Source organism: Comamonas humi, assembly GCF_054782535.1.
Genome location: NZ_BAAGSH010000004.1, coordinates 65,249 through 87,745 on the forward strand (window position 1 = coordinate 65,249; position 22,497 = coordinate 87,745).

The 22,497-nt window shown below is 62.0% G+C and carries 29 protein-coding genes; 20 read left to right on the plus strand and 9 right to left on the minus strand.

Features of this window, described 5'->3' with window-relative positions:
- Window positions 1-44: 44 nt before the first annotated feature.
- The 7 genes from ACYVKR_RS03180 to pxpA are packed head-to-tail and all read right to left on the minus strand — an operon-like array spanning window position 45 to window position 5,374.
- Window positions 45-1,019, minus strand: coding sequence for a 5-oxoprolinase subunit C family protein (locus tag ACYVKR_RS03180; protein WP_460479312.1), 975 nt, complete (start codon window positions 1,017-1,019; stop codon window positions 45-47).
- Window positions 1,012-1,887 (minus strand): 5-oxoprolinase subunit B family protein, encoded by an 876-nt coding sequence (locus tag ACYVKR_RS03185; protein ID WP_460479313.1) that lies wholly within the window; start codon window positions 1,885-1,887, stop codon window positions 1,012-1,014. Before ACYVKR_RS03185 ends, ACYVKR_RS03180 begins: the two co-directional genes overlap by 8 nt.
- Window positions 1,884-3,308, minus strand: a complete 1,425-nt coding sequence (locus ACYVKR_RS03190) for an acetyl-CoA carboxylase biotin carboxylase subunit (protein WP_460479314.1) — start codon at window positions 3,306-3,308, stop codon at window positions 1,884-1,886. Before ACYVKR_RS03190 ends, ACYVKR_RS03185 begins: the two co-directional genes overlap by 4 nt.
- Before the next feature lie 12 nt (window positions 3,309-3,320).
- Entirely contained in the window at window positions 3,321-3,566 is a 246-nt protein-coding gene (locus ACYVKR_RS03195; protein ID WP_460479315.1) for an acetyl-CoA carboxylase biotin carboxyl carrier protein subunit, read from the minus strand.
- Window positions 3,567-3,618: 52 nt separating this feature from the next.
- On the minus strand, window positions 3,619-3,999 hold the full coding sequence (locus ACYVKR_RS03200) for a nuclear transport factor 2 family protein (RefSeq protein WP_460479316.1): 381 nt from the start codon (window positions 3,997-3,999) through the stop codon (window positions 3,619-3,621).
- Window positions 4,000-4,010: 11 nt separating this feature from the next.
- Entirely contained in the window at window positions 4,011-4,631 is a 621-nt protein-coding gene (locus ACYVKR_RS03205; protein WP_460479318.1) for a glutathione S-transferase family protein, read from the minus strand.
- 11 nt (window positions 4,632-4,642) lie between these two features.
- Window positions 4,643-5,374 carry a 5-oxoprolinase subunit PxpA gene (gene pxpA / locus ACYVKR_RS03210; RefSeq protein WP_460479319.1) on the minus strand — a complete coding sequence of 244 codons (732 nt, stop codon included), beginning with the start codon at window positions 5,372-5,374 and terminating at the stop codon, window positions 4,643-4,645.
- A 612-nt stretch (window positions 5,375-5,986) separates the two neighbouring features.
- Between pxpA and ACYVKR_RS03215 the strand changes: the two genes are divergently transcribed.
- The 9 genes from ACYVKR_RS03215 to ACYVKR_RS03255 all read left to right on the plus strand — a co-directional run bounded on the left by ACYVKR_RS03215 (window position 5,987) and on the right by ACYVKR_RS03255 (window position 12,855).
- Complete coding sequence (locus tag ACYVKR_RS03215) at window positions 5,987-6,862, plus strand: acetoacetate decarboxylase family protein (protein ID WP_460479320.1); 876 nt, start codon at window positions 5,987-5,989, stop codon at window positions 6,860-6,862.
- 41 nt (window positions 6,863-6,903) lie between these two features.
- Window positions 6,904-8,394, plus strand: a complete 1,491-nt coding sequence (locus ACYVKR_RS03220) for a ferritin family protein (protein WP_460479321.1) — start codon at window positions 6,904-6,906, stop codon at window positions 8,392-8,394.
- 129 nt (window positions 8,395-8,523) lie between these two features.
- Window positions 8,524-8,784 carry a ubiquitin family protein gene (locus tag ACYVKR_RS03225; protein ID WP_460479322.1) on the plus strand — a complete coding sequence of 87 codons (261 nt, stop codon included), beginning with the start codon at window positions 8,524-8,526 and terminating at the stop codon, window positions 8,782-8,784.
- A 19-nt stretch (window positions 8,785-8,803) separates the two neighbouring features.
- A complete protein-coding gene (locus ACYVKR_RS03230) occupies window positions 8,804-9,109 on the plus strand; it encodes an MmoB/DmpM family protein (RefSeq protein WP_460479323.1) in 306 nt (101 codons plus the stop codon).
- Between the two features lie 36 nt (window positions 9,110-9,145).
- Window positions 9,146-10,141, plus strand: a complete 996-nt coding sequence (locus ACYVKR_RS03235) for a ferritin family protein (protein ID WP_460479324.1) — start codon at window positions 9,146-9,148, stop codon at window positions 10,139-10,141.
- Window positions 10,142-10,155: 14 nt separating this feature from the next.
- Complete coding sequence (locus ACYVKR_RS03240; RefSeq protein ID WP_460479325.1) at window positions 10,156-11,202, plus strand: 2Fe-2S iron-sulfur cluster-binding protein; 1,047 nt, start codon at window positions 10,156-10,158, stop codon at window positions 11,200-11,202.
- Window positions 11,203-11,223: 21 nt separating this feature from the next.
- Window positions 11,224-11,559 carry a Rieske (2Fe-2S) protein gene (locus tag ACYVKR_RS03245; RefSeq protein WP_460479326.1) on the plus strand — a complete coding sequence of 112 codons (336 nt, stop codon included), beginning with the start codon at window positions 11,224-11,226 and terminating at the stop codon, window positions 11,557-11,559.
- 17 nt (window positions 11,560-11,576) lie between these two features.
- A complete protein-coding gene (locus ACYVKR_RS03250) occupies window positions 11,577-11,867 on the plus strand; it encodes a putative quinol monooxygenase (RefSeq protein ID WP_460479327.1) in 291 nt (96 codons plus the stop codon).
- Between the two features lie 88 nt (window positions 11,868-11,955).
- A complete protein-coding gene (locus ACYVKR_RS03255; RefSeq protein ID WP_460479328.1) occupies window positions 11,956-12,855 on the plus strand; it encodes a SphA family protein in 900 nt (299 codons plus the stop codon).
- 145 nt (window positions 12,856-13,000) lie between these two features.
- On the opposite strand, the gene ACYVKR_RS03260 is transcribed toward ACYVKR_RS03255, so the two are convergent.
- Window positions 13,001-13,384 (minus strand): hypothetical protein, encoded by a 384-nt coding sequence (locus ACYVKR_RS03260; protein ID WP_460479329.1) that lies wholly within the window; start codon window positions 13,382-13,384, stop codon window positions 13,001-13,003.
- A gap of 172 nt (window positions 13,385-13,556) precedes the next feature.
- Between ACYVKR_RS03260 and ACYVKR_RS03265 the strand changes: the two genes are divergently transcribed.
- The 7 genes from ACYVKR_RS03265 (at window position 13,557) to ACYVKR_RS03295 (ending at window position 19,500) form a co-directional block, all read left to right on the plus strand.
- Complete coding sequence (locus tag ACYVKR_RS03265) at window positions 13,557-13,868, plus strand: HU family DNA-binding protein (RefSeq protein ID WP_460479330.1); 312 nt, start codon at window positions 13,557-13,559, stop codon at window positions 13,866-13,868.
- A gap of 101 nt (window positions 13,869-13,969) precedes the next feature.
- Window positions 13,970-14,422, plus strand: a complete 453-nt coding sequence (locus tag ACYVKR_RS03270; protein ID WP_460479331.1) for a helix-turn-helix domain-containing protein — start codon at window positions 13,970-13,972, stop codon at window positions 14,420-14,422.
- Window positions 14,423-14,946: 524 nt separating this feature from the next.
- The gene (locus ACYVKR_RS03275; protein ID WP_460479332.1) at window positions 14,947-15,270 is read left to right on the plus strand and encodes a hypothetical protein; all 324 of its coding nucleotides are present in this window, start codon (window positions 14,947-14,949) and stop codon (window positions 15,268-15,270) included.
- 16 nt (window positions 15,271-15,286) lie between these two features.
- Window positions 15,287-16,273, plus strand: a complete 987-nt coding sequence (locus ACYVKR_RS03280) for a DUF932 domain-containing protein (RefSeq protein WP_460479333.1) — start codon at window positions 15,287-15,289, stop codon at window positions 16,271-16,273.
- A 146-nt stretch (window positions 16,274-16,419) separates the two neighbouring features.
- Complete coding sequence (locus ACYVKR_RS03285) at window positions 16,420-17,460, plus strand: YqaJ viral recombinase family nuclease (RefSeq protein WP_460479334.1); 1,041 nt, start codon at window positions 16,420-16,422, stop codon at window positions 17,458-17,460.
- A 302-nt stretch (window positions 17,461-17,762) separates the two neighbouring features.
- Window positions 17,763-18,830 carry a recombination directionality factor gene (locus tag ACYVKR_RS03290; protein ID WP_460479335.1) on the plus strand — a complete coding sequence of 356 codons (1,068 nt, stop codon included), beginning with the start codon at window positions 17,763-17,765 and terminating at the stop codon, window positions 18,828-18,830.
- Window positions 18,808-19,500: a hypothetical protein gene (locus ACYVKR_RS03295; protein ID WP_460479336.1), complete on the plus strand. Its 693-nt coding sequence runs from the start codon at window positions 18,808-18,810 to the stop codon at window positions 19,498-19,500. Before ACYVKR_RS03290 ends, ACYVKR_RS03295 begins: the two co-directional genes overlap by 23 nt.
- Here ACYVKR_RS03295 and ACYVKR_RS03300 read toward each other — a convergent pair.
- Window positions 19,486-19,758, minus strand: coding sequence for a helix-turn-helix domain-containing protein (locus ACYVKR_RS03300; RefSeq protein ID WP_460479337.1), 273 nt, complete (start codon window positions 19,756-19,758; stop codon window positions 19,486-19,488). The two genes, ACYVKR_RS03295 and ACYVKR_RS03300, sit on opposite strands and share 15 nt — an antisense overlap.
- Before the next feature lie 381 nt (window positions 19,759-20,139).
- Here ACYVKR_RS03300 and ACYVKR_RS03305 point away from each other — a divergent pair, with 381 nt between their 5' ends.
- The 4 genes from ACYVKR_RS03305 to ACYVKR_RS03320 all read left to right on the plus strand — a co-directional run bounded on the left by ACYVKR_RS03305 (window position 20,140) and on the right by ACYVKR_RS03320 (window position 22,451).
- Window positions 20,140-20,469 carry a hypothetical protein gene (locus tag ACYVKR_RS03305; protein WP_460479338.1) on the plus strand — a complete coding sequence of 110 codons (330 nt, stop codon included), beginning with the start codon at window positions 20,140-20,142 and terminating at the stop codon, window positions 20,467-20,469.
- 24 nt (window positions 20,470-20,493) lie between these two features.
- Window positions 20,494-21,189: a hypothetical protein gene (locus ACYVKR_RS03310; RefSeq protein ID WP_460479339.1), complete on the plus strand. Its 696-nt coding sequence runs from the start codon at window positions 20,494-20,496 to the stop codon at window positions 21,187-21,189.
- A gap of 163 nt (window positions 21,190-21,352) precedes the next feature.
- On the plus strand, window positions 21,353-21,604 hold the full coding sequence (locus ACYVKR_RS03315; protein ID WP_460479340.1) for a hypothetical protein: 252 nt from the start codon (window positions 21,353-21,355) through the stop codon (window positions 21,602-21,604).
- A 115-nt stretch (window positions 21,605-21,719) separates the two neighbouring features.
- Entirely contained in the window at window positions 21,720-22,451 is a 732-nt protein-coding gene (locus ACYVKR_RS03320) for a DUF5983 family protein (protein WP_460479564.1), read from the plus strand.
- The last annotated feature ends 46 nt before the right edge of the window (window positions 22,452-22,497 follow it).

Sequence of the window (22,497 nt, forward strand, 5' to 3'; positions counted from 1 at the left end):
CTATGTATGCAGAGCATCCTCCGTGGATGCTCTGTCTATGCCGCTCAGTCGGCCAGCGCGGCGCGCAGCCGATCGAGCCGCTGCCGGGCCTCGGCCCGCGCTGCCAACGCGCCGGCCATGTCAACGCGCACGAAGCGGGTCTTGTAGTTGGGCTGCATCTGGGCAATGCGGTTCATGTCAGCACTGACGACCACGCCAATCATGGCGTAGCCGCCGCCCGAGACGGCGTCGCGGTGCAGGATGATGGGCTCCTGGCCGGCCGGCACCTGGATGCAGCCATAGGGGTAGCCGGCGTCGACGATGTTCGACGGGTCCGAACCTGCGCCGAAGGGCGGGGTGCGCTGCTTGAAGGGCAGGGCGCGGCCGCCCTTGAAGCGGTAGCCGATGCGATCGGCCTCGGAGCCTACGGTCCAGGTATCCGAATAGAACGATTCGGTGGCCTCGTCGGTGAAATTGTGGTCGTAGATGCCGGGCAGCACGCGCAATTCCTGCTCCTTGGGGCAGTGCACGGCCAGATCGCTCTGCACACGGCGGCCTACCCGGGTGCGCGGCGAGGCCTGACCCACGGGCAGCACGTCGCCGGCGGCGAGTTTGCGGCCCTGGTAGCCGCCGAAGGCGCCCAGGCCATAGGTGGAACGGCTGCCCAACACCTGTGGCACGTCGATGCCGCCCGCGACGGCGATGTACAGACGCGCACCACTTTTCATGAAATCGAACGTCAGCTTGTCGCCTGCCTTGACGGCGAAGGATTCGTGCAGAGGCATGGCCGAGCCGTTGAGCTTGGGCGTGGTCTCGGCGCCGGCGATGGCGATGATGCCGTCCGCCGTGAACTCGATCTCGGCCGCCAGCAGCGTGCATTCGAGCACGGCGGCGCCCTCGTCATTGCCGACCAGCAGGTTGGCCAGCCGAAGCGCGTATTGATCAAGCGCACCCGACAACGGAATGCCGACGTTGTAGTGGCCGGGGCGACCGCCGTCCTGCACGGTGGTGGCAAGGCCCGGTTTGACGATCTTAAGCATGCAGAGCCTCCATCAAGCGCTGGTTGGTGCCGTTCGGATCGGCCTGGAACTCATCGAGCGAGAAGCGCACGGGCTTCACGTTGAGCCGGTAGGTGCCGGCCTCCACGGCTGCCAAGTCACGGTCATATTGCTCGCGAGTGATGGGCTTCCACTTGACGATGTCGCCAGGCTTGAAGAAACACATGAAGTCCTTCAGGTGGGGCTGCTTCTGCTCGGGATCGAAGATCGGCACTGGGGTGACGCCGAACATTTGGTAGCCGCCCGCGCCGCGTACCGAGTAGACGCAGCCAAAGCAGCCACCCTGGCCCACGGTGAGCTTGGGCGTGTCAGTGCGCGGGCGCACATACTTGGGCACCTGCATCTGCTTGTCACGCTCCACCATCTGGTAGAGAAAGGGCAGGCCGGCGACGAAGCCCACCATCGAGACGAACCATGGCGAGCCGGAGTGCGCCGCGATGAAGGCGTCCACCGAGTCCAGCCCGTTGATGCGCGCTGCGTATTCCAGGTCGGTGCTGTTCGGATCCTGGTGGCGGTCGCGAAAGCGCATCAGCGTTTCGTGCGTCCACGGGTCGTTGTAGAGCACCGGGATCTCGACGATGCGCGTGTTCAGCACCTTGGGCGCCTGGGCCAGGCGGTCCTCGATACCTTGAACCGTCTTCAGCAGCTTCTCGGATGCGATCACGTCGGGGTCGTATCGCACCAGAAAGGAGGCGTTGGCCGGGCAGATTTCCGTGATACCGGGCACTTGCATGCGGCGCAGCTCGGTACAGGCAGCCATGCCCAGGAAAAATGACTCCAGGGACATATCCTCGGAGACCTCGGCAAAGAGGTGCTCGTCCCCGCCAAATGAATAGCGGATTTTGCTCATGCTGCAGCTCCTTGCGCGGTTGTGGTGGCCGCAGGCGCGATTGCAGGAGCCGCCTGCGCCAGCTTGGCGCCGTTCTCGGCCAGCCAGGGCTCCAGCCAGCCGGTGTGGTAGTCGGCGCGGCGCACCTGCTCGTCCTGCGCCAGCGCCGCGTGCAGGCTGGCGGTGGTGGTCAGGTTGAGCTTGAGCTCATCAAGCGCACGCGAGAGGCGAGCGATGGCGGCAGGCCGGTCTTCGGCATGTACGATCAACTTGGCCAGCATTGAGTCGTAGTAAGGTGACACATCGTAGCCTGGGTAAAGCATGGAGTCGATGCGCACGCCCGGGCCGGCCGGCCACACCAACTCTTCCACGCGGCCGACCTTGGGGAAGAAGTTCTTGGCCGGGTCTTCGGCGTTGAGACGCACCTCGATGGCCGCGCCGCGGATGCTGATGTCAGATTGCGCCAGGCGCAGCGGCTTTCCTCCGGCGATCAGCAGCATCTCTCGGATCAGGTCCACACCGGTGATGGCCTCGGTGATCGGGTGCTCCACCTGGATGCGGGTGTTCATCTCGATGAAGAAGAACTCGCCGGTGCTGTCGTCGTACAGATACTCGAGCGTGCCTGCGCCGCTGTAGCCCACAGCCTCGGCCAGGCGCACGGCGGATTGGCACAGGGCTTGGCGTGTCGCTTCCTGAAGGCTGGGCGAGGGGGCTTCCTCCCACACCTTTTGGCGGCGGCGCTGCAATGAGCATTCGCGCTCGAACAGGTGCACCGCGCGCTGGCCGTCTCCAAGGATCTGCACCTCGATGTGGCGGGCCCGGGCGATAAAGCGTTCCAGGTAGGCCGCGCCGTTGCCGAAGGCGGCTTGCGCCTCGGCCTGCGCCATCGGGAACTGCTGCACCAGCGCGGCCTCGTCGGCGCATACGCGGATGCCGCGCCCACCGCCGCCGGCGGTGGCCTTGATCATCACCGGATAGCCGATGCGTGCGGCTTCGCGCTTGGCTGCTTCCAGGTCGTCCACCAGTCCATCGCTGCCGGGCACCACCGGCACGCCGGCGTTCATAGCCGCCTGGCGTGCGCTGGCTTTGTCGCCCATGCTGCGGATGGCGTCGCCCGAGGGGCCGACGAACACCATGCTGGCGGCACGCACTGCGTCGGCGAAGTTGGCATTCTCGGACAGGAAGCCATAGCCGGGGTGGATAGCCTGCGCGCCCGTGGCCTTGGCGGCCGCGAGTATGGCATCCATATTGAGGTAACTCTTGGCTGCCTGGTGGGGTCCGATATGAACGGCCTCATCGGCCAGCTTGACGTGCAGGCTGTTTTTGTCGGCTTCGCTGTGCACGGCAATGGTGCGGATGCCGAGTTCGCGCGCAGCGCGGATCACGCGCACCGCGATTTCGCCGCGATTGGCGATCAGCAGGGATTTCAGTGGGGAGCCCATGGAAGTCGCTCCTCAAGCTGCTTCGATATCGACCAGCGGTGCGCCTGCATCCACCGGAGATTCGTTGTCGGCATGGAATTTCACCAGCTTGCCTGCGACCTCGGCATTGACTTCCGAAAATTGCTTCATCACCTCGATCAGGCCGATGACGTCGCCGACCTGGACCATATCGCCTTCGTTCTTGAAGGAGGGTTGTCCGGGAGCTGCGCTGCGGTAGAAGGTTCCGGGCAAGGGGCTCTGAATGGTATGGATGGCCATGGGCTTGTCTCCTGTTGCTTTGTGCGAATGGGTTGGATCTGGGGAGAGGCGCTCAGGCGCCGGATTCGAGCGTGTAGAGCTTGGCGGCCAGGCGCCACTCGCCTTGCGACCGAACGAAATGCAGGTGATCACGGAAAACCTTGGTGCCCACGCGCACCCGTACCTGGACAAGCGCGATGTCGGGGGACAGGCTATGCACGCCCAGCACGGCTTCCTCGCGCGGTGCGCCCTGGCTTTGCGGAGAGGCGCGCTTTTCGAGAATGTCCCGGTAGGCCTGTGCGCTCAGCACGGTTTCCTTGCCGTCCGCAACCGTGAACAGGTGGCAGGCGGGGTGGAACAGGCGATCGAACAGGTCCAGATCACAGGTATAGAGAACGTCGAAGTAGCGCTGAACCGGTGCGCTCAGCTGCAAGGATTGCAAGTCGTTGGTCATTCCGGGTGCTCTCAAGGGTTGAGGGTGATGGGGTCGGAGGGCAGGCGTTCACGTGGACGGCTGGCCTTCAGACTGGGGCGCTCGGTCTCGGTCTCGAGCCAGTGCCCCAGATTGGGTGCGTAAACGCGCCAGCCGCGGCCCAGTCGGAAGTCGATGTACTCCAGCGCGATGGCGGTAGCCAGGCGATCAATGCGAGCCTCGGGTTGGCACAGCTCGGTGCTGAACTGTTCGAGCTTTGTCACGGTGTTGCGCATGCGCCGCTCGCACTTCTGGAGGAACACCTCGCTTTGTTGGGCTGGTGGGCGCAGTCTCTCCATCACGCTGCCGACGGCTGCCTCCATCAGGCCCAGTGCAAGCCACCAGCGCGTTTGCACGTCCCAGCGGTCATCGACGGGGTTGAGGCCGCGACCGGGCCGCAGTGAGCAGAAGTAGCCACAGATCACACGGCTGTCGCACAACATGCGGCCATCATCGAACATCAGGGTCGGGATCTGGCGCAGCGGATTGATCGCATCAAGGAACTCTGCTTCAAAGACGTTGATGACGCGGACGTCGACCTTGACATTGAGCTCCAGCGCAGTGGCCACCGCCATGCGCCCGAACGGTGTATTGGGGCCGGTGAGGAGAATCATGGCGATGCCTTTCAGGCCGCGGCGAGGTAGGGGGCCAGCTCTTGGCGCACCACGCGCGCCAACTCTACGGCGCCGGGGGTGTCGGAGTGCACGCAGATGCAGTCGGCGCGCATGGGAATCAGCTTGCCGCTGGCCGATGGCGCCACGCCTTCCTTGATGACGCGGATGCAGTTGGCGGCTGCGATCTGGGGGTCGACCGCTTCATGCACGCGGGTCAGGATGAGCGAGCCGTCGTCGTTGTACTGCAGGTCGGTGTAGTACTCGGCCAGAAACTTCAGGCCGCGCTCCTGGTAGATCTTCTCGTGCAGCGTATTGGGCATACCCATCACCGGCACGTCAAAGGCTTCTACCGCGTCGGCCACGGCATGGGCCACGTTGGCGTCGCGCGAGGCGGCAACGTACAGCGCGCCGTGCGGCTTGATATGGTTCAGCGGCATGCCCTCGGCATCCAGGAAGGCCTTGAGTGCACCCACCTGGTACATGATCATGGCCGCAATTTCTTCACGGCCCATCTTCATTTCGCGGCGGCCAAAACCCTGCAGGTCGGGGAAGGCCGGGTGCGCGCCTACTTTGACGTTATGCTTTTTGGCCAATGCCACGGTCTGCTTCATCACCAGTGGGTCGCCAGCGTGAAAGCCACAGGCCGCGTTGGCCACCGCGATGAAGGGCATGATGCCCTCGTCGTCGGCGCACTGGTAAATGCTGAAGCTTTCGCCCATGTCGCAGTTGATGACAACACTCATGTGATCTCCTTGGTACCGGAGCCACCGTAGCGCCGGTGTGCTCCTATCTTTGCGGGTTGAACGGTTTGGGGATGCGGAAGCGGCCTGTAACACAGGTTTCCGAACCGCGATTGCAGTCTAGGCAGCGGCTCGGAGCAAGTCGAATAGCGTTTACGGGTGAGGCAATATAGGTATTTCGGATATCGGCTCGTCCGATATGCGGAGATCTTTAAAAACGATTCGACATCGCCGCTTGCCCCTTTCCATACTCGTTTGCGTCCACCGCATCGGTCGGAAGTTCTTCAAGCACGAGATACAACACAAGGAGGCAGCCATGCAGCGTTCGCCCCAACCGAGCGGTGCGCGATTCCCTTTGCTGCGCAGCCGTGTGCCACCGATTGATGTTGCATGCAGACGTGTTTATCGGGTTGCTTGTGCGAGTTGGGGGTGCAAAGGGCCGCAGTTTCGCGTCGACAACCTGAAGGAATACGTCGATGCAGTGGCGCGCGCTCCATTCGAGCCAGGCTTGCAGCTTCCAACCGTCTGGATAGTCGACCTTTGACTGGACTCATCCCCAATGGCTGCGGAGGGTGAGTGCTCTGTTGGAGAGGCCTTTGACCTGAAGAGACGGGTTTGCGGCAGTTCGTTGATATCGAGGTTTCAGATATCGGTTTAGCCAATACGGCAAAGGTCAAAAAAACGATTCGACGCGGCGATCAGGCTTTTCGATACTGCTTACCAGCTTCACAAACGCTGCTGCCGAAAACGGCCTGTATCGATCACAACCTAGGAGACGCCATGAAGAGATCCCCGCTTGTTGCCCCGCAGCTCATTGCCAATGCGCGCATGCTGTATCTGAGCTGGGTGCCGGAAGATACCGCGGCCGCCAAGCAGTTGGTGCCCACCGGTTTGACACCTGAGGAGCGCGGTGTGGTGTTTATGAACCAGTACATCGTGGACAACGCGGAGCAGACCTCGAGTGCCGGCCTGCCGGGCCAGTTCGGCGCCTACTCGCTCACCTACTTGGGCATCGATCTGCAGCACCTGGATGCGCAGCCCGGCACACCTGGTCGCTGGTGGACGCACTATCTCAACAGCTCGTCAGACATGGCAGGCTATGCGCTCGACCGCGGCGTGCCGGCCACTGCTGGCGAGACCACGCTGCATCTGGGTGGCGACCAGTTGGTCGCCACCACGTTCGTCGCTGGCAAGCCCGTGATCCGCACTACCTGCACCACGCGCTTCGGCAAGGGCATACATGCCGGCGGGCAGCTGCGCTACATCACCAAAGTCGATGGCGAACTGGTCAGCGGGCGCTATCCCTTCGTGATGAAGGCAGCCGAGCAGTTCCAGGTCAACAAGCTGGAGTTCCTTGACGCGTCGCATCCGGTGTATGCGCTGCGGCCCAAGTCGCCACTCGAAGTCACCTTTGGCTTCTATTCGCCCGACATCACTTTCTGTTACCCCGGCGGCGAAGGCCCTCTGGCCGCCGCTCCCCATGGCGTTTGAACGCCGTCCATTGCCAACCGACAACATGACAGGAGACAACCGTGCTTGAACGTTCTGAATGGTATGACTTGGCCCGCGAGACCAACTGGACACCGTCCTATGTTGCGGATTCCGACATCTTTCCCGAAGAGATGAGTGGTGCCCGGGGGATTCCCGAAAGCGCTTGGAACACCTACGACGAGCCTTACAAGATCAGCTATCGTGAATACGTGGCCGCGCAGCGCGAGAAAGACTCCGGCGCTTACTCGGTCAAGGCGGCGCTGGAGCGCATGGACATGTATGCAAATGCCGATCCGGGCTGGATTTCCACGCTCAAGGAACACTACGGCGCGGTGTCGGTGGTAGAGTTCAACGCTTCGCTGCAGAATTGCCGCATCATGCGCTTCGGCCGTGCAGGCGGCATGCGCAACATGGCTACCTTCGGTATGCTCGACGAGGTGCGCCATGGCCAGATCCAGCTGTACTTTGCGCACGAGTACGTCAGCCGCGACCGCCAGTTCGACTGGGCCCACCAGTCCATGCACTCGAACAACTGGGTGTCGCTGGCCGCGCGCCGCTTCTTTGACGACATGATGATGACGCGCAACGCGGTGGACACATCGCTGTCGATGAATTTCTCGTTCGAGACCGGCTTCACCAACCTGCAGTTCATCGGCCTGGCCTCGGACGCCACGCACGCCGGTGACTTCAAGTTTGCCAAGCTGATCCAGAGCATCCAGTCCGACGAGGCGCGCCATGCGCAGATCGGCACGCCGACGCTCAAGATCCTGATCGAGAACGGCAAGAAGGCTGAGGCGCAGAAGATGATCGACATCTCCTTCTGGCGATCCTGGAAGCTGTTTGCGATCCTGACCGGCATTCCCATGGACTACTACCTGCCGCTGGACAAGCGCGAGGGCTCGTTCAAGGAGTTCATGCAGGAGTGGATCGTGACGCAGTTCACCCGCTCGCTGGAAGACCTGGGCCTGGCCAAGCCCTGGTACTGGGATCGTTTCATGCGCGAGTTGGACGAGCACCACCATGGCCAGCAACTGGGCACCTGGTCATGGAGGCCCACGCTGTGGTGGAACCCCGCTGCTGGCGTGGGGCCCGACGAGCGCGATTGGCTGGAGCAGAAATACCCGGGCTGGAACGACACCTTCGGCAAGTGCTGGGACGAGATCATCGCCAACGCCAAGGCCGGCCGCTTCGAGAAGACGGTGCCCGGCACTCTGCCTATCGTCTGCAACCTGTCGCAGAACCCGATCGTTGGCACACCGGGCCGCACATTGCGCACCCACCAGCTGGACTATAAGGGCCGCCGCTACCACTTCGGCTCCGAGATCGACCAGTGGATCTTCGAGCAGGATCCCGAGCGCTATGCGCGCCACCAGACTATCACCGACCGCTTCCTAGCAGGCCAGATTCAGCCGCCGGACCTGGGGGGAGTACTCCAGTATATGGGCCTGGGCGTTCTGAGCGAAGGCGGCAAGGATGCCCACGACTTTGCCTGGATCAAGCAGTACCAGCAGCTCGAGGCGCTGGCGGCTTGAAAAAATTGATAGCCGGCTGCGCTTTTTTATAGTGGGTTTTGAAGCGATTTTGATTCAAACCCATTGCTGAAAAAGCGCTTACCGCTATCGAAACCATACAAATCTCTTCTCTTGTCTGGAGTGCATCCCATGGCATTGCTCCCACTCGCTTCCCATTTCCACGGGGACTTCGTCCTCAAGCTGCTGCCCGCTGATACCGAACACACGATGGCCCAGGTGGCTGCCGTAGCGGCGGAAAACGCTGTTGGTATCCATATTGCCGACCAACCCGGCAAGGTCATCCGCGCCCGCAAGCAGGGCGCTGATGCACCGTATCCGCTCGACATGAAACTGTCCGACACCGGCCTCACCGCCATGGACTGCGTCGAGTTCTATTTCGATCAAGCCTGACGGCAGCAAAGGAATCACGATGAGCGAAATCCAAGCCAAGTCTCGCAACCTGGTCGGCCCGGTGGTGTCGGCCGGCGAATTCGCCGATGCCATCGTCGAGGCTGCGCGCGACGACAACCCCGGCAAGGAGGTGCTGGTCAGCGGCCGCGCTTCCTATGTGCGCGTCGAGCTGGAGGGCGAATGCCTGCTGCGGCGCGCCACCATCGAGGAGAAGCTGGGGCGCCCCTTCCAGCTTACCGAGCTGGAGCAGAACATGCCCTCGTTCGCCGGGCAGATTCTGGCCGGTGTGGAGGAGATGCGTTTTTACTTTGTGAAAACCCTCTGACCCACCGTTCCTTCAGAAGAACTATTGGAGACACCCATGACCGAGGCAACCACACTGCGCCCCCTCAAGACCTGGAGCCACCTGGCTGCCCAGCGCCGCAAGCCCAGCGAGTACGAAATCGTTTCTGCCAATCTGTTGTGGCATGCCCGCGAAGGCGTGGACCAGGACCATCCCTGGGACACCGAGGGCGTCATGACCCAGTGGTATCGCAAGAACTTGTTCGGCTGCCCGCTCAAGCATGCGGACTGGAGCAAGTTCCGCGATCCCGACCAGATCGTCTACCGCACCTACAACATCATCCAGGACGGCCAGGAGTCCTACGTATCCGGCCTGTTGGAGCAGTTCGCGGCCGATGAGCACGATAGCGCGCTGCCCGCGGAATGGGTGCAGACGCTCGCCAGGCTCTATGCGCCGGCGCGCTATCCGCTACATGCCATCCAGATGGGCTCGGGCTACCTGGGCAGCATCGCGCCGGCCAGCACCATCTCGTGCTGCGCCATGTACCAGACCTGCGACGCGCTGCGCTGGGTGTCGCACACCGCCTACCGCACCCGCGAGCTGGCCAAGGCGCACCCCGGTGCCGGCTTGGGGGAGCGGGAGCGTCAGTACTGGGAAACGCTGCCCGAGTGGCAGGGCTTCCGCGAGCTGGCTGAGCGCATGCTGGCCACGTACGTGTGGGGCGAGAGCTTCTTTGCGCTGAGCGTGATTTTCAAGCCCGCGCTGGACGAGGCGCTGAACCGCCAACTGGCGGCCGTGGCCCGCGACCATGGGGACAACCTGCTGCCCCTGCTGGCCGAGGCACAGCTGCGCGACAGCGCACGTTCGCAGCGCTGGACGCAGGCCCTGGTCAAGCAGGCGCTGGAGACCGAGGGTAACGCGCAGGTGCTGGCCGAGTGGTCTGCCAAGTGGGTGCCGCTGGCCGAGAAGGCTGTGCGCGCCTATTGCGCCGGTATTCCAGGTCGCCCCGATGCGGGCGAAGAAGCGGTGGCCAATCTGCGCGGCTTGCGCGTGGCGCTGGGCCTGCAAGGCTGATGCGAAGGGCACTTATGGCTGACTACCAAGTCGTCATCGAGGGCCAGCAGTCGCAGGCGTTTGCCACCGCGGGCGGCGAGCCCCTGCTGCGCAGCGCCCTCCGGGCGGGCGTGGGCTTTCCCTACGAGTGCAACGCGGGCTCCTGCGGCTCTTGCAAATTCGAGTTGCTGGAAGGCGAGCTGGACGCTCCGGCGGAGCTGACCAAGGGCACGAACGAGCGTGACCGCCAGCGCAAGCGCTACCTGGCCTGCCAGGTCAAGGCGGCGGGCGACTGCCGCATCAAGGTGCGCACGGCCGACAGCTATGTGCCCCAGCACGTGCCGCGCGCCATGCAGGCGCAGTTGGTGGAGCGCATCGACCATACGCGCGACCTCAGCGAATTCCGCCTGCAGGCCGAGGGGCCGGCGCGATTCCTTAGCGGGCAGTATGCGCTGCTGGCATTGCCGGGCGCATCGGGCGGGACGCCCGGCGTTCGCGGCTGGCGCGCGTATTCCATGTCCAACCTGCCGAACGAGGAGGGCCATTGGCACTTCTTCATCAAGCGGGTGCCGGGCGGAGCCTTTTCCGAGCCGCTGTTTGACCGCATCCAAGTGGGCGATTCGCTCGTGTTAGACGGCCCTTACGGCATGGCATACGCGCGCCATGACGTGGATCGCCCGGTGATGTGCATCGCCGGGGGCTCGGGTTTCTCTCCCATGCTAGGCATTGCTCGCAGCCTTGCGGCACAGGGCACGCTCAAGGCGCAACGCCTGGAATTCGTTTATGGCTGCCGCACCCCCGTCGACCAGCCGGATGCCGGGCTCGTCGAATCGCTGCGTGCCCATATGGGCGGACTTGACTATGCCGTCGTGGTGTCCGATGCGCAGGCCGCTGCCGATGCGCGCTGGTCCGGTCCGCAAGGCTTTCTGCATGAGGTGCTGGCAGGCCGGCTGGGCGACGATTGCACGGATCGCGAGTACTACATCTCTGGCCCGCCTCCGATGGTCGATGCCGTGGTGCGCCTGCTGGCGCTGGAGCGCAAGGTGCCGTTCGAGCAGATCCATTACGACCGGTTTTTTTGACACAACAACAAGGAGACACACATGGCATTCCAGAAAGCCTGTTCGCTGGACGATCTGTGGCAGGGCGAGATGCAGGTCATCGAAATCAGCGGCACCGAGGTCCTGTTGATCCATACCGACGATGGCCAAGTCTGTGCCACACAGGCAGTCTGCCCTCACCAGGAAGTCTGCCTGGGCGAAGGCGAGCTCAAGGGCAACACGCTCACTTGCAAGCAGCACCTGTGGCAATTCGATGTGGTTACCGGCAAGGGGCTCAATCCCACGCACGCCGAACTGGCTGTCTACCCAATCAGGGTCGAAGGTGACGACGTTTTCGTGGAACTCGAAGGCGTGGAGCCCAAGTACGCCCATTCCTGAGAAAAGGTGTTTCTGTCATGACACTGCATGTATTGGCCACCTTCGTGGCGCGCCCTGACACCATCGACCAGGTGCGTCACTTGCTCATTAGCCTGGTGGAGCCCATTCGCAAGGACCCGGGCTGTGCGCGTTGCCATCTTGTCTCCAATGGCGCAGATGTGGCCGAAATGGTCTTCGTTGAAGAATGGTTCGGGCATCAGGAGCTTGATCGCCATCTGGGCGATCCGCTCATCGCCGGCGTGGTGGAGAGAGTAGTACCTCTGCTTGCGCGACCGCTGACGCTGCACCGCTACGACGTACTTGAATAGGCCCGTAACCGCCTTGGATTCCACCGCGCCGTTCGCAGCGTTAGACACAGGCTGCGAAGGACAACAACGTAACACAGGAGACAACCCCATGATCCGCAAATCGATTGCATGTTCCGCATTGGCAGTGGCTACAGCGCTGTCTGCACACAGCGCCAAGGCTGACGGCCACTACGTGCCTGGCGTTGAAGGCATACAGGCTGCTAGTGCACCGCCACCCGGCCTGTATTACATCGGCTACCTGGTGCACTACGACATCGGCAGCTTCCGTGCACCAGGTTCCAGCGATAACTTGCCTGGGCGCAATACCGGTGGAGTTACTGCGTTGGCTAACCGTGTTGCATGGATGACTTCAACCAAACTGCTGGGGGCGGACTACGGCATGGAAGCCATAGTACCGGTAATGCGTACTTCCTTGCATGTGGGCGCCGCGGGCATTGATGACAGCCGTACTGGTGTCGGCGATATCTACCTGGGGCCGCTGCTGCTGGGCTGGAACGGCGAGCGCTGGGACGCGGTGGCCGCCGCCGGAATATGGTTGGATAACGGCAGCACCAGCAACCCTGCTTCGCCAGGCAAGGGCTTCAAAAGCACCATGTTGACTGGCGGCGGCACCTATTACTTCGATTCTGCGAAGACGATTTCGGGATCGGTGCTCACACGCTTCGAGCGGAACGGCCGCAACGACGCAGGCTTGCGTCCTGGCAACCAGCTGTCGCTGGAATGGGGAGTGGCCAAGAATTTTGGCGCGGTGCAAGCAGGGCTCGTGGGCTACAGCCAGTGGCAGACGAGCAACGATAGCGGCGCTGGCGCAGGCGCCAATAACTTCAAGGCATCCAGGCACGCGCTGGGCGCGGAAGTGGTCTATCCGGTGCCTGGGGCTGGCGTTTTTCTCAAAGGCGCGTTTTATAAGGAAGTCAGTGCTACCGCAGGCAATGGCGCAATGCCCAAGGGGTCCTTGCTGCGACTTACCATGGTGAAGGCCTTTTGACAAAAAGCACTTCCTGGGGAGCAGGTTGGGTTGCCCAGCTCGCCGGCATTGGCGACGGCGCATAAGACGGATGAACCCACTTGCTCGCCTCGACTGCCAGCGCATTGGCCTCATGGACTGAGCAGCCTGTGGCAGTTGTCGCTTCCTACCTTCCCTCGAGTGCGGAAATCTCCTGACGGAACAGCTCTGCCAACGTGTTGGCGGCCAGTGACAGGGGGTGTCGCAGCGGAATCCGACTCACTTGATGCTTGTAGGGCTCTACCTTGAGTATTCCTGACGGGCAGGCTAGCAACGAGTCGCTACGGGTCATCAGGTTCCAGCACACGCCGAAAGTATTGATCTTAATGATGCCGGCTGGCTCGGGCAGATTCTGTTGTCGCAGGTATTCCAGCAAGCGGCCGTGTTGACTGCCCTCGGAAAGAAACATCAGCCACTCGCTTGTCCAGCAACTCCTCCCATTCGGTGACGTGTTCCAGCGGATGCTGCCAGAGCTGCAGAACAGCTGAAGCACGGTGAATTCGATGGTCATGGATACAGTTGGCCAATGGGCATTGGTGGCGCTATTGTGCGTCATCACCATATATAGCTGTCGCCGACAGGCCACCTGGAATGTCATACCGATTCAAATCCAGTCAACTCATTCCCGCCCATGGCCGGCATGCGATATAAACGCGAATTCACTTCTCCATCGTCAGACCATCATGAACCGCACCGAACTCGTCGAAATCCTCGCCACCAAGAACAACCTGTCCAAGACAGCCGCCAATGCCGTGCTCGAAACCCTGATCGAGACCGTCCAGACGGCCGTCAAGAAAGGCGATCCGGTGCAACTGATCGGCTTCGGCACTTTCAAGTCGGCCAAGCGTGCGGCGCGCACCGGCAAGAACCCTTCCACGGGCGCAGCACTCAAGATCCCCGCATCGACGGTGCCCAAGTTCGTGCCAGGCGCCAAGTTCAAGGCGGTGGTCGATCCCAAGGCCGCCAAGCGCAAGGCTGGTAAGGCCAGCAAATAAGTCACTCGGCACCTATCTCAACCGCCCGTTGTCTTTGATAACGAGCGGTTTTGTTTGAAGCCTGTTACCCTGTACTCCATCCATAGCTCCGATGGGGAACCATGACAGCTTTCTCTGATGCATTCCGCTCCGAGGTCTTACGCATGGCGCGCAAGGAAATCAAAGGAGAGTTGGGAAGCCTGCGCAAGACCGTGACTGCCCAGCGTTCCGAGATTGCTGCGCTGAAGAAGGACGTCAAGGCGCTGCAGTCTCAGATGAAGACTTTGCACAAGTCCGCAGCTCGCCAGCCCAAGCCGGAGCAACCAGTCATCCAAGATAACGAAGCACCGACGCGGCGCAAGCGCAGCTTCCAGTTCAAGGCCGAAGCCCTGGTGGCCAAGCGGGAGCAACTGGGCATCACGCAGCAGGCCATGGCAACCCTGTTGGAAGCGTCCTCGCTCTCGGTGAGCAGATGGGAGGCCGGCAAGGTGGCACCCCGTGCCGCACAGCTGGAGCGTATCCAGGCCGTTCTCAAACTGGGCAAGCGGGAAGCGATGGCCAAGCTGCAGGGCTAGCGGGCTAGCTGGGGCCCATTCACCACAGCCTCCATCGGCGAAGAGGCTCTTGCGGCAGCACACTCAACTGCCGGATCTCTGGCAGTGGCGATAGAGCATCTGTCGCTGCCATACCGAGGCGACGACGCATCTCGCATTCCAGTTCATGGGCAGTGCCACGGGCATGCTTGTCTCCCCGCAGCGCCCGGCGTCTCCAGGCATGTGCCTGAATGCTCAATTCATCGTCTGGTAGGTCTCGTGGCTTCATCACCTGCACGATTGTGCCGGCCCATAGATGACCCCGTGGTGGCGTTTGCGCTCTTGCGGAGTGGATTTTTTGCACAAATCCACGAAACATCTCGCTCCCGCATGCCCTGCGGCTCCCCACATTCGATCCTAAATTTCTTCAGCCCTATATCCCTGATGTGATGTGGAAACAGTCTGCCTTGGACTGAACCTGCATCGTCCATAGCCCGTTCTAGCCCCTTCCACCCAGCGCCCTTGGCTTCGTGCCAGGGGCGCTTTTTTTACGTCAGGAGTCCCCCATGTCCATTCCCTGTCCCCAGTGCAAATCCTGCAACATCCGCACCAAAGACACCGCCAAACAGGTCGGCCAGCACGTCGGCACCATCGCCGGCACGGCGGCCGGCATCGCCAATGCCCTCCAGGGCGCATCCTTCGGCGCCCGCGCCGGCCTGGTCGCAGGACCGGCCGGCACCGTCTTTGGCTCCATGGTCGGCGGTGTGATCGGCATCGTTGCCGGTGGCGCCATCGGCCGGGAGATCGGTGGCTCCATCGGAGAGCAGATCGACGACACCTTCCTCGACAACCGCGAATGTCAGGACTGCGGCCATTCGTTCCAGATCTGAGCAGAGGAGATCCCCCATGTCCCACCTGATCGAAACCATGGCCTACGCCGGCCAGACCCCCTGGCACCAGCTTGGCCACGCCTTGCCCAAGAAGCAACCCCTCGAAGTCTGGGCCCAGGCCGCCGGCATGCAGTGGCAGATCCTCGAAACCCCCGTCCGTTACCTCGCAGCCGATGCCTCGGGATCCTCAGCCCTCTACGGCGAACCCATGGAATTCCCCGAGCAGAAAGTCCTGTATCGCAGCGACACCAAGGCAGCGCTCTCCGTGGTCAGCCACCGCTACCAGGTCGTGCAGCCCCAAGAAGTACTGGAGTTCTACCGCGACCTCACCGAAGTCGCCGGCTACGAGCTCGAGACCGCTGGCGTGCTCAAGGCCGGCCGCAAGTTCTGGGCCCTCGCTAAAACCGGTAAATCCGCAGCCTTGAAGAGCGACGATGTAGTCAACGGCTACCTGCTGCTGGCCACCTCCTGCGATGGCACCTTGGCTACCGTGGCCATGCCCACCACCGTTCGCGTGGTCTGCAACAACACCCTGGCCATGGCCCTGCAGGGCGGAGCCAACGCAGTCAAGGTCCCGCACTCCACCAGCTTCGATGCCCAGGCCGTCAAACGCCAACTGGGCATTGCGGTCGGCCAATGGGATTCCTTCATGTACCAGATGCGCATCTTGTCCGAACGCAAGGTCAAGAGCCACGAAGCCATGAACTTCTTCCTCAAGGTCCTGTGCGCCACCGACAAACCCGGCCAAGGAACAGGGAGGGGCGGTCTCACCAACGAGCGAGCCCTGCAGAAAGCCCAGATGCTCTATGACGGCCATGGCCGAGGTGCCACCAAGGCGGCAGCCCAAGGCACCGCCTGGGGCCTGCTGTGCTCGATCACCGAGTATGTCGACCACGAACGCCGGGCCCGCAGCCAGGACAACCGCCTCGACAGTGCCTGGTTCGGCCAGGGCGCGGCCATCAAGCAGCGGGCACTGGAGCATGCCTTGCAACTGGTGGCGTGAGACAGCGGCGCTCCCGTACCCATTGTCCCGAGCGGCAGCAATTAACCATTAACCACCAATTCCAATCCTTCCCAGCCAGAAGCCTTCGCCATTGCGGCGAAGGCTTCTGTGCTTTGGGGTGGTCCCTTCTTCCTCGAGGAGGCAATATGCCCATCACCGTTGTCACCACGGAACAGGCCTCGCAGCCTGTTCCTGCCATTCCACCCCTGCGGGCCAAACCAGCACTGCGCTTGGTCTCGACCCGGAACATGCCTCGCGAGACCTGGCTGGATGTGCGCCGCCAGGGCATCGGCAGCTCCGATGCCGCCGCAGCCGTGGGCCTGAGCCCCTACCAATCCCAGTTGGAGCTCTGGATGCACAAGACCGGCAAGGCCGATCTACTCCCCAAGGTCGATCCGAGCGATGAAACCTCTCCGCTCTACTGGGGCACTTTGCTCGAACCCATCGTTGCCGCCCACTACACCAAGCGTACCGGCAACAAGGTGCGCCGTGTCAACGCCGTGCTCGGCCATCCCCGCATCCCGTGGATGCTGGCCAACATCGACCGGGAGGTCATCGGTGCACCCGATGTACAGATCCTCGAATGCAAGACCGCCGGCATCCATGGTGCCAGGCTGTGGAAAGACGGCGTACCGGAGTATGTCCAGTTGCAGGTCATGCACCAACTCGCCGTCACCGGCAAGCAGGCAGCCGATGTCGCGGTACTGATCGGCGGCCAGGAATTGCGGATCCACCGCATCGAGCGCGACGAAGCCATGATCGAACAGCTCATTAGTCTGGAAGAACAGTTCTGGGGCTGGGTCCAGCGCGAGGAACAACCCCCGGCCGATGCCTCCGACAGCGCCGATATGGCGCTGCGCTGCCTCTACCCAAGAGACACCGGCGACACCATCGACCTGTCCGAGGATGCGACGGCATCCCAGGCCTTCACCCAGCTCGTGCAGATCCGGCAATGGATCAGTGACTGGGAATCCCAGGAAGCCTTGCTCAAGCACCAGATCCAGCAGCGCATGGGGGCGGCGTCCCAGGCGAGGTTTGCGAGCGGAAGCATCAGCTGGAAACGCAGCAAGGATGGCCAGGCCTTCGATGCGGCCCGGTTCCAGCGGGACCACCCGCAACTGGCAACTGGCTATCTGCAGCCCAAAGCGGGAACAAGAAGGTTTCTGGTGCAGGCAGGGGAGATGTGAGAGCTGCACGACGGATGGTCAGCCATCCATGGCGAGGAAAGAAGAAAAGCCGGTGCCCCGAAGAGCGTGCAGGGAGAACGTCGATAGAGAGGGAGGGGGGAGGAGAACCATCCCTGCCCGGCTTGGGAAGACTGGAGTAAATCTGGCATCTTCATTACAGCATGCATGTCGGCACCTGGAACGTCCATTGACGGTTGTTCACCGAGGCACTGATGCCATTCGTTTGCCTCATATCCATCCCTTAACCAACCCATACCGCCCCTGCGTTCGCGCCGGGGCTTTTTTTATATCTGGAGAAACCCATGATCCAAGGACTGATGATGACCCCACCGGTGGTGGGCAGGATTGCGATTGGCAAAGTCATCGAGCGCAACGGCAAGCGCTTGCCCGAGAAAGACGATGAGTTCACCATCACCACCCAGGTGCAAAGCCGCCAGGGCTGGGTGCTGCATCCCATGGATACGGCGCTGCGGGCGGAGCTTGCAGGTTCGGCCGGCCATCCTTCGATGCTGACAGGCGCTCCAGCCGGCGAGCTGGCAGAGGCTCCCCCGGACGGAAGCCCTGCTAAGCCATCGTTGCAGAGTAAGCTGGCCAAACGCGCCAAGGAGCAACGTGCGTCCTCAGACCTCGCTGCCGTGGAGACAGCGACTGCAACAGCTCCGGGCGAAGCCTCCCGACTGCCATCCAACCCCAAGCTGCGCAGCATCCCCGTGCGGCTGCTGTTCAATGATCCCAACCTGAACCTGCGCGCCCGCTACACCCTGTTCGACCGGGCCACGGCCCGGCCCATCTGCGTGGGCGACGGCGAGAGCTGCAAGCGGGTACGCCAGGGCGTGGTGGAGTCCCATCCTTGTCCCGGGCCGGACCACTGCGCGCTGGGCATGGAGGGAAACTGCAAGCTGTTCGGGCGCTTCCATGTGCGCATCGACCATCCCGACAACCACAGCGATGCCTGCAGCACCTTTGTGCTGCGCACCACGGGCGTCAATACGGTTCGCACCTTGATGGCACGCATGCAGTACCTGCAGGCCCTCTCGGGAGGGTTGCTGGCCTATCTGCCGCTCGAGCTTCGGCTCAGGGGCAAGTCCACCGCCCAATCCCATCGGACGCCTATCTACTACGTGGATCTGTGTGTACGGCAGGACCTGAGTCTGGAATCAGCCGTGCTCCAGGCTCGGGAGGCCGCGGAGCAGGCCCGAAGCAGTGGGCTGGACCAGGCAGCTTTGGACGCCGCGGCCCGCGAGGGCTATGCGCAGGGGCTGTTTGAGGAAACGGGAGAAGAGGCTGTGGAGGTGTTGCAGGAGTTCTATCCCCCAGGAGAGCGCAGCCAGCAGGAAGGAGCCAGCCATGGCCCAGCGAACCCAGTATGAGCCCAACGCGCCACCCACCTTCCATCTGGCGCATCGCTATATGGAGGGGCTGCGGTTCAATGGGGTCTGGGAATACCCGGTGCAGACATCGGCCGGGCAGTGGCGCTGGAAAGCGCTGCCGTTACTGGACGCTTCGTCAAGCTCGGCAGCGCACCTGGATCCGCAAGGTGCCTGGTGGTGCGTGCGTCAATGTGCTGCTGTCATGGCGCAGGCTCGGCCGGCCGCCAAGCTGCCAAAGGGAAGGGCATCCTGTCCTGAAACTGGGCAAGTTGCGCATGCCCTGCAGACGCTGCTGCCAGGCTGTGAGGTGCAGGCTGAAGAGCCCGTCACCAGTCAATCCATCGATGATCTGGCCACCGTGCTGGAAGGGCGAGGGTGTGCATTGTTGCGACTCGAGGGGGATGCACGCTCCGATGGCTCTTCTTCCGTGCGCTGGGTCTGGCTGGTTGGGACAGAGATGCAGCATGGTACCGAAGGCCGGCTGTCCGCCTTGCTGGTAGTCGGTCCACGCTGGCCTGCGCCGTGGGGCAGCGGGTTCGGCGCAAAGCTGCGTCCATGGGAGGATGGACGCTGGAAGCTCTGCAGCATGGACGGGGAGGTTATGCAAGGTCGGATCACCGCCGTGATCGTTGTGAAGCCACTCGCACACCGAGCCTCAACTCCCTCTTGAGGAATCAGCAGGCGGCTTTAACAACATCCAGGGCTCCACATCCAATGCCTGGGCCAGACGCTCGATATTCGACAGCGACACATTCCAGCGCGAACGCTCCACGGCCGACACATAGGTCCGGTCCAGCTCGCATTCCATGGCCAGTCGCTCCTGCGACCAGCCCTTGTCTACGCGCCTGAGCCGGATCCAGTAGGCCAGCACTTCACGCAGGTTGTCGGGATCGGGCAGACGGGAGGGAGGGGTAGGTTTGGCAGACACCTCCCGAGCATCCGTTTCTGATACATTTGTATCTACGGAGTTTGCTTCTCATATGGCGTAGGTAAAGACGCCATTGCAGAGGGCGGTCTCTCGACCGGTCAACCGCAGCCATCTTTCGTTCGTTTACATATGATGAGTTTGCTTCACATATCGAGGATCAATCCAGGAGGAACACCAACATGAGCGCATCGCCTCGCCCTATGGCCCATCCGGCCAGAAGGGCAGGCGCTGGGCTTTTGCCTGGATTCAAAAAACACGGCCTATAGCGCGCGCACCAGCAAGACGCAGGCGCTGCTTTTGCCACATTCAAGGAGTTTCACCATGGGCTTTCTATCCACATTTCTCGAAGCGCTCACCGAGCCCCCTGGCTCTGCAGCCGCCATGCAAACGGCCATGCGCCGCGACCGGCTGGCTGAGCAATTGCAGATCCACAAGCGCAAGCTCGCGCAGCTGTACCGCGGCGAGGTCGAGGATATCCGCCTCAAGTACCACGTCATGGAATTGCTCGGGGAAGAAGTCCGCGCCACCGTCGACTTCATCGCCGAGTACGAAGACGACTTCCACTACCGATCGAGTTTTGATCAGCTGGATGCAGAACTCACCAGACTCGACGAGGCCGTGGACGAAGGGAAGATGACCGAGTACGACGCGCAGATGACTGCCATCACGTTGGGGCTGGCCTTCGTTAGCGGCGTGACCATCAAGCGCTAATCAGCAGCTTTAGGAAAAATCACCATGCAAAAAATCATCGCTACCGCCATTGCTTCCATCGTGCTCGCCGGCTGCGGCAGCAGTGCTCCTGACGAAGGCGACCTGCGGGCATACCTGGAGCCCAAGTTCCAAGGCTGCAAGAACATCGAGGTGGTCAACGTCAAAAAGATCAATGGCTTCACCGAGGGGGAGGCCAGCAAGTACTACAACGTCGAATACCGCTATGAGGTGCGCATCAAGTCCACCAAGGAGTACGAGCAGCTCGGGAAAATTTACGCCGAAGAAAAGAAGGGCGCTGACGAGTTCCGGCGAAAAGGCGCAGAGCTCGACCAAAAGCTGGATGAGTTGAGGCGCAATATCCCTATGGCAGCCCATCTCGCATACCCTAGTGAGGAGGAGAGGCCGGTGAAGGAGCAATACCTGAAGGAGTTGGAGGCCTTGAAGGCAGAAAGAGATCGTTTTGGACGAGAAAGCTCGGCCTATTGGGAGAAGACCAAAGTGCTCGAAGCTCCTGATGCCATTGTGTCTAACTTCTATCTGGACGGTTGCCCCAACAAGATGAACCCAGCTCTTCCCGTGTCACCCGCTTTCCCTCCTGAACGTGGAGTGCTTAGAATTGATCTGCGTTCAGACGATCCCGCATGGCTGAGTCTCGAAAACATTGGCATGACAGGCAAGGTGACGATGCGCAAGACCGACAACGGCTGGCGCGCTCTCTGATACAGCCACTACAGGGAGAAGCGCTAGCCCGATGAGCCGGCACATGGGGGCAGGAGTTGCCACCCACCAGAGCCCTGAGCTCGTATCGACGTTTCCTTCATCGCAACCATCCCCGCGCCCCAGGTTCTATGCCTGGGGCGCTTTTTTTACGTCAGGAATTCCCATGTCTATCCCATGCCCCGATTGCCAGGGCGTTCTCCCCGCGCCCAGCGAAACTGCCGACAACGAAGCCGCAGATTCACCGTTGGCGATCGCTCGATCGGTACGGCGGAGCATTCTTGAGCTGGATGCCCAGATCAACGCTGCCGAGCAGGCGCCCACGGGCGATGACTACAACCACCTGTATGTCCTGGCCAATTGCGGCCTGATCGATGTGCTCAGGGCCTTGGGCGATACCACTGACTTTGGTGAGTAGCCCAGCGCCTTCCGTTCATTCCTCTTGCGGATGGCTCGTCCCAGGGACTGGCACCGCAAACCTCTCGAAAGGATCCACCATGAACAACAACGACGACGAGGCCACCGGTGTTCCCGTGACTGAGCCGGCCAACCCCTTTATCCGCGGCTACCGGAATCTGCGCATCGTGCGCACGCTGCTCATTACCTGCGAGGACGACTGCCCGCCCGTATGGCGACCGCTCCATCCCAGCCAGGCGCACCTGCCAGATGACCAGGTGGCGCAATTCCCCTGCCTGGTCAGTGCGGACTTCGCGCTGATCGCGGAAGGTCAGGACGTGCCACCAGAGCTGGAGAATCAATGCCAGGATGACGGCATCGTGCGCTCGGTGGTGTATGCCATCGAGGGTGAAGACTTCGACGGCCAGCCTACCCATGTCGGTGACACCTCCTCCGAGAAGGCTGCCCGGGCGGTGATTGATCGCCTGCGCTTTGAGACCGGCCACTACAGCCGGTGTTGGGAAATCAGCACGGAACACATCTCCGACCAGGCATGGAACTACCTGGCCGAGCGGGCAGATCTGGATACGCCGCAAGCCTTGCTGTTCGTCGCCTTCCGCATTCCCTATAGCCCGGCGATCGGCATCAAGCTGCTCTCCACGCCCTGGTCCGATGCGAATCTCGTGCAAGCCCAAGGCATCACTGCCGAGCAGCTGCGGCAGGAATATCGGAACAAGGGGATGCCGGATGACCTGGTGCACATCCTCAAGTTGGCCGGCCAGGCCGACGTGCGTATCCTGATCCTGGATGCCGATGCACCGGTGCTCGAGGGACTGCCGCGATTCGGTTGGGATAGGAGCACTCGGTGACCAGCCTCTAATGGCTCCGTCCAGCGCTTGCTGAAGCCTCGCTGCG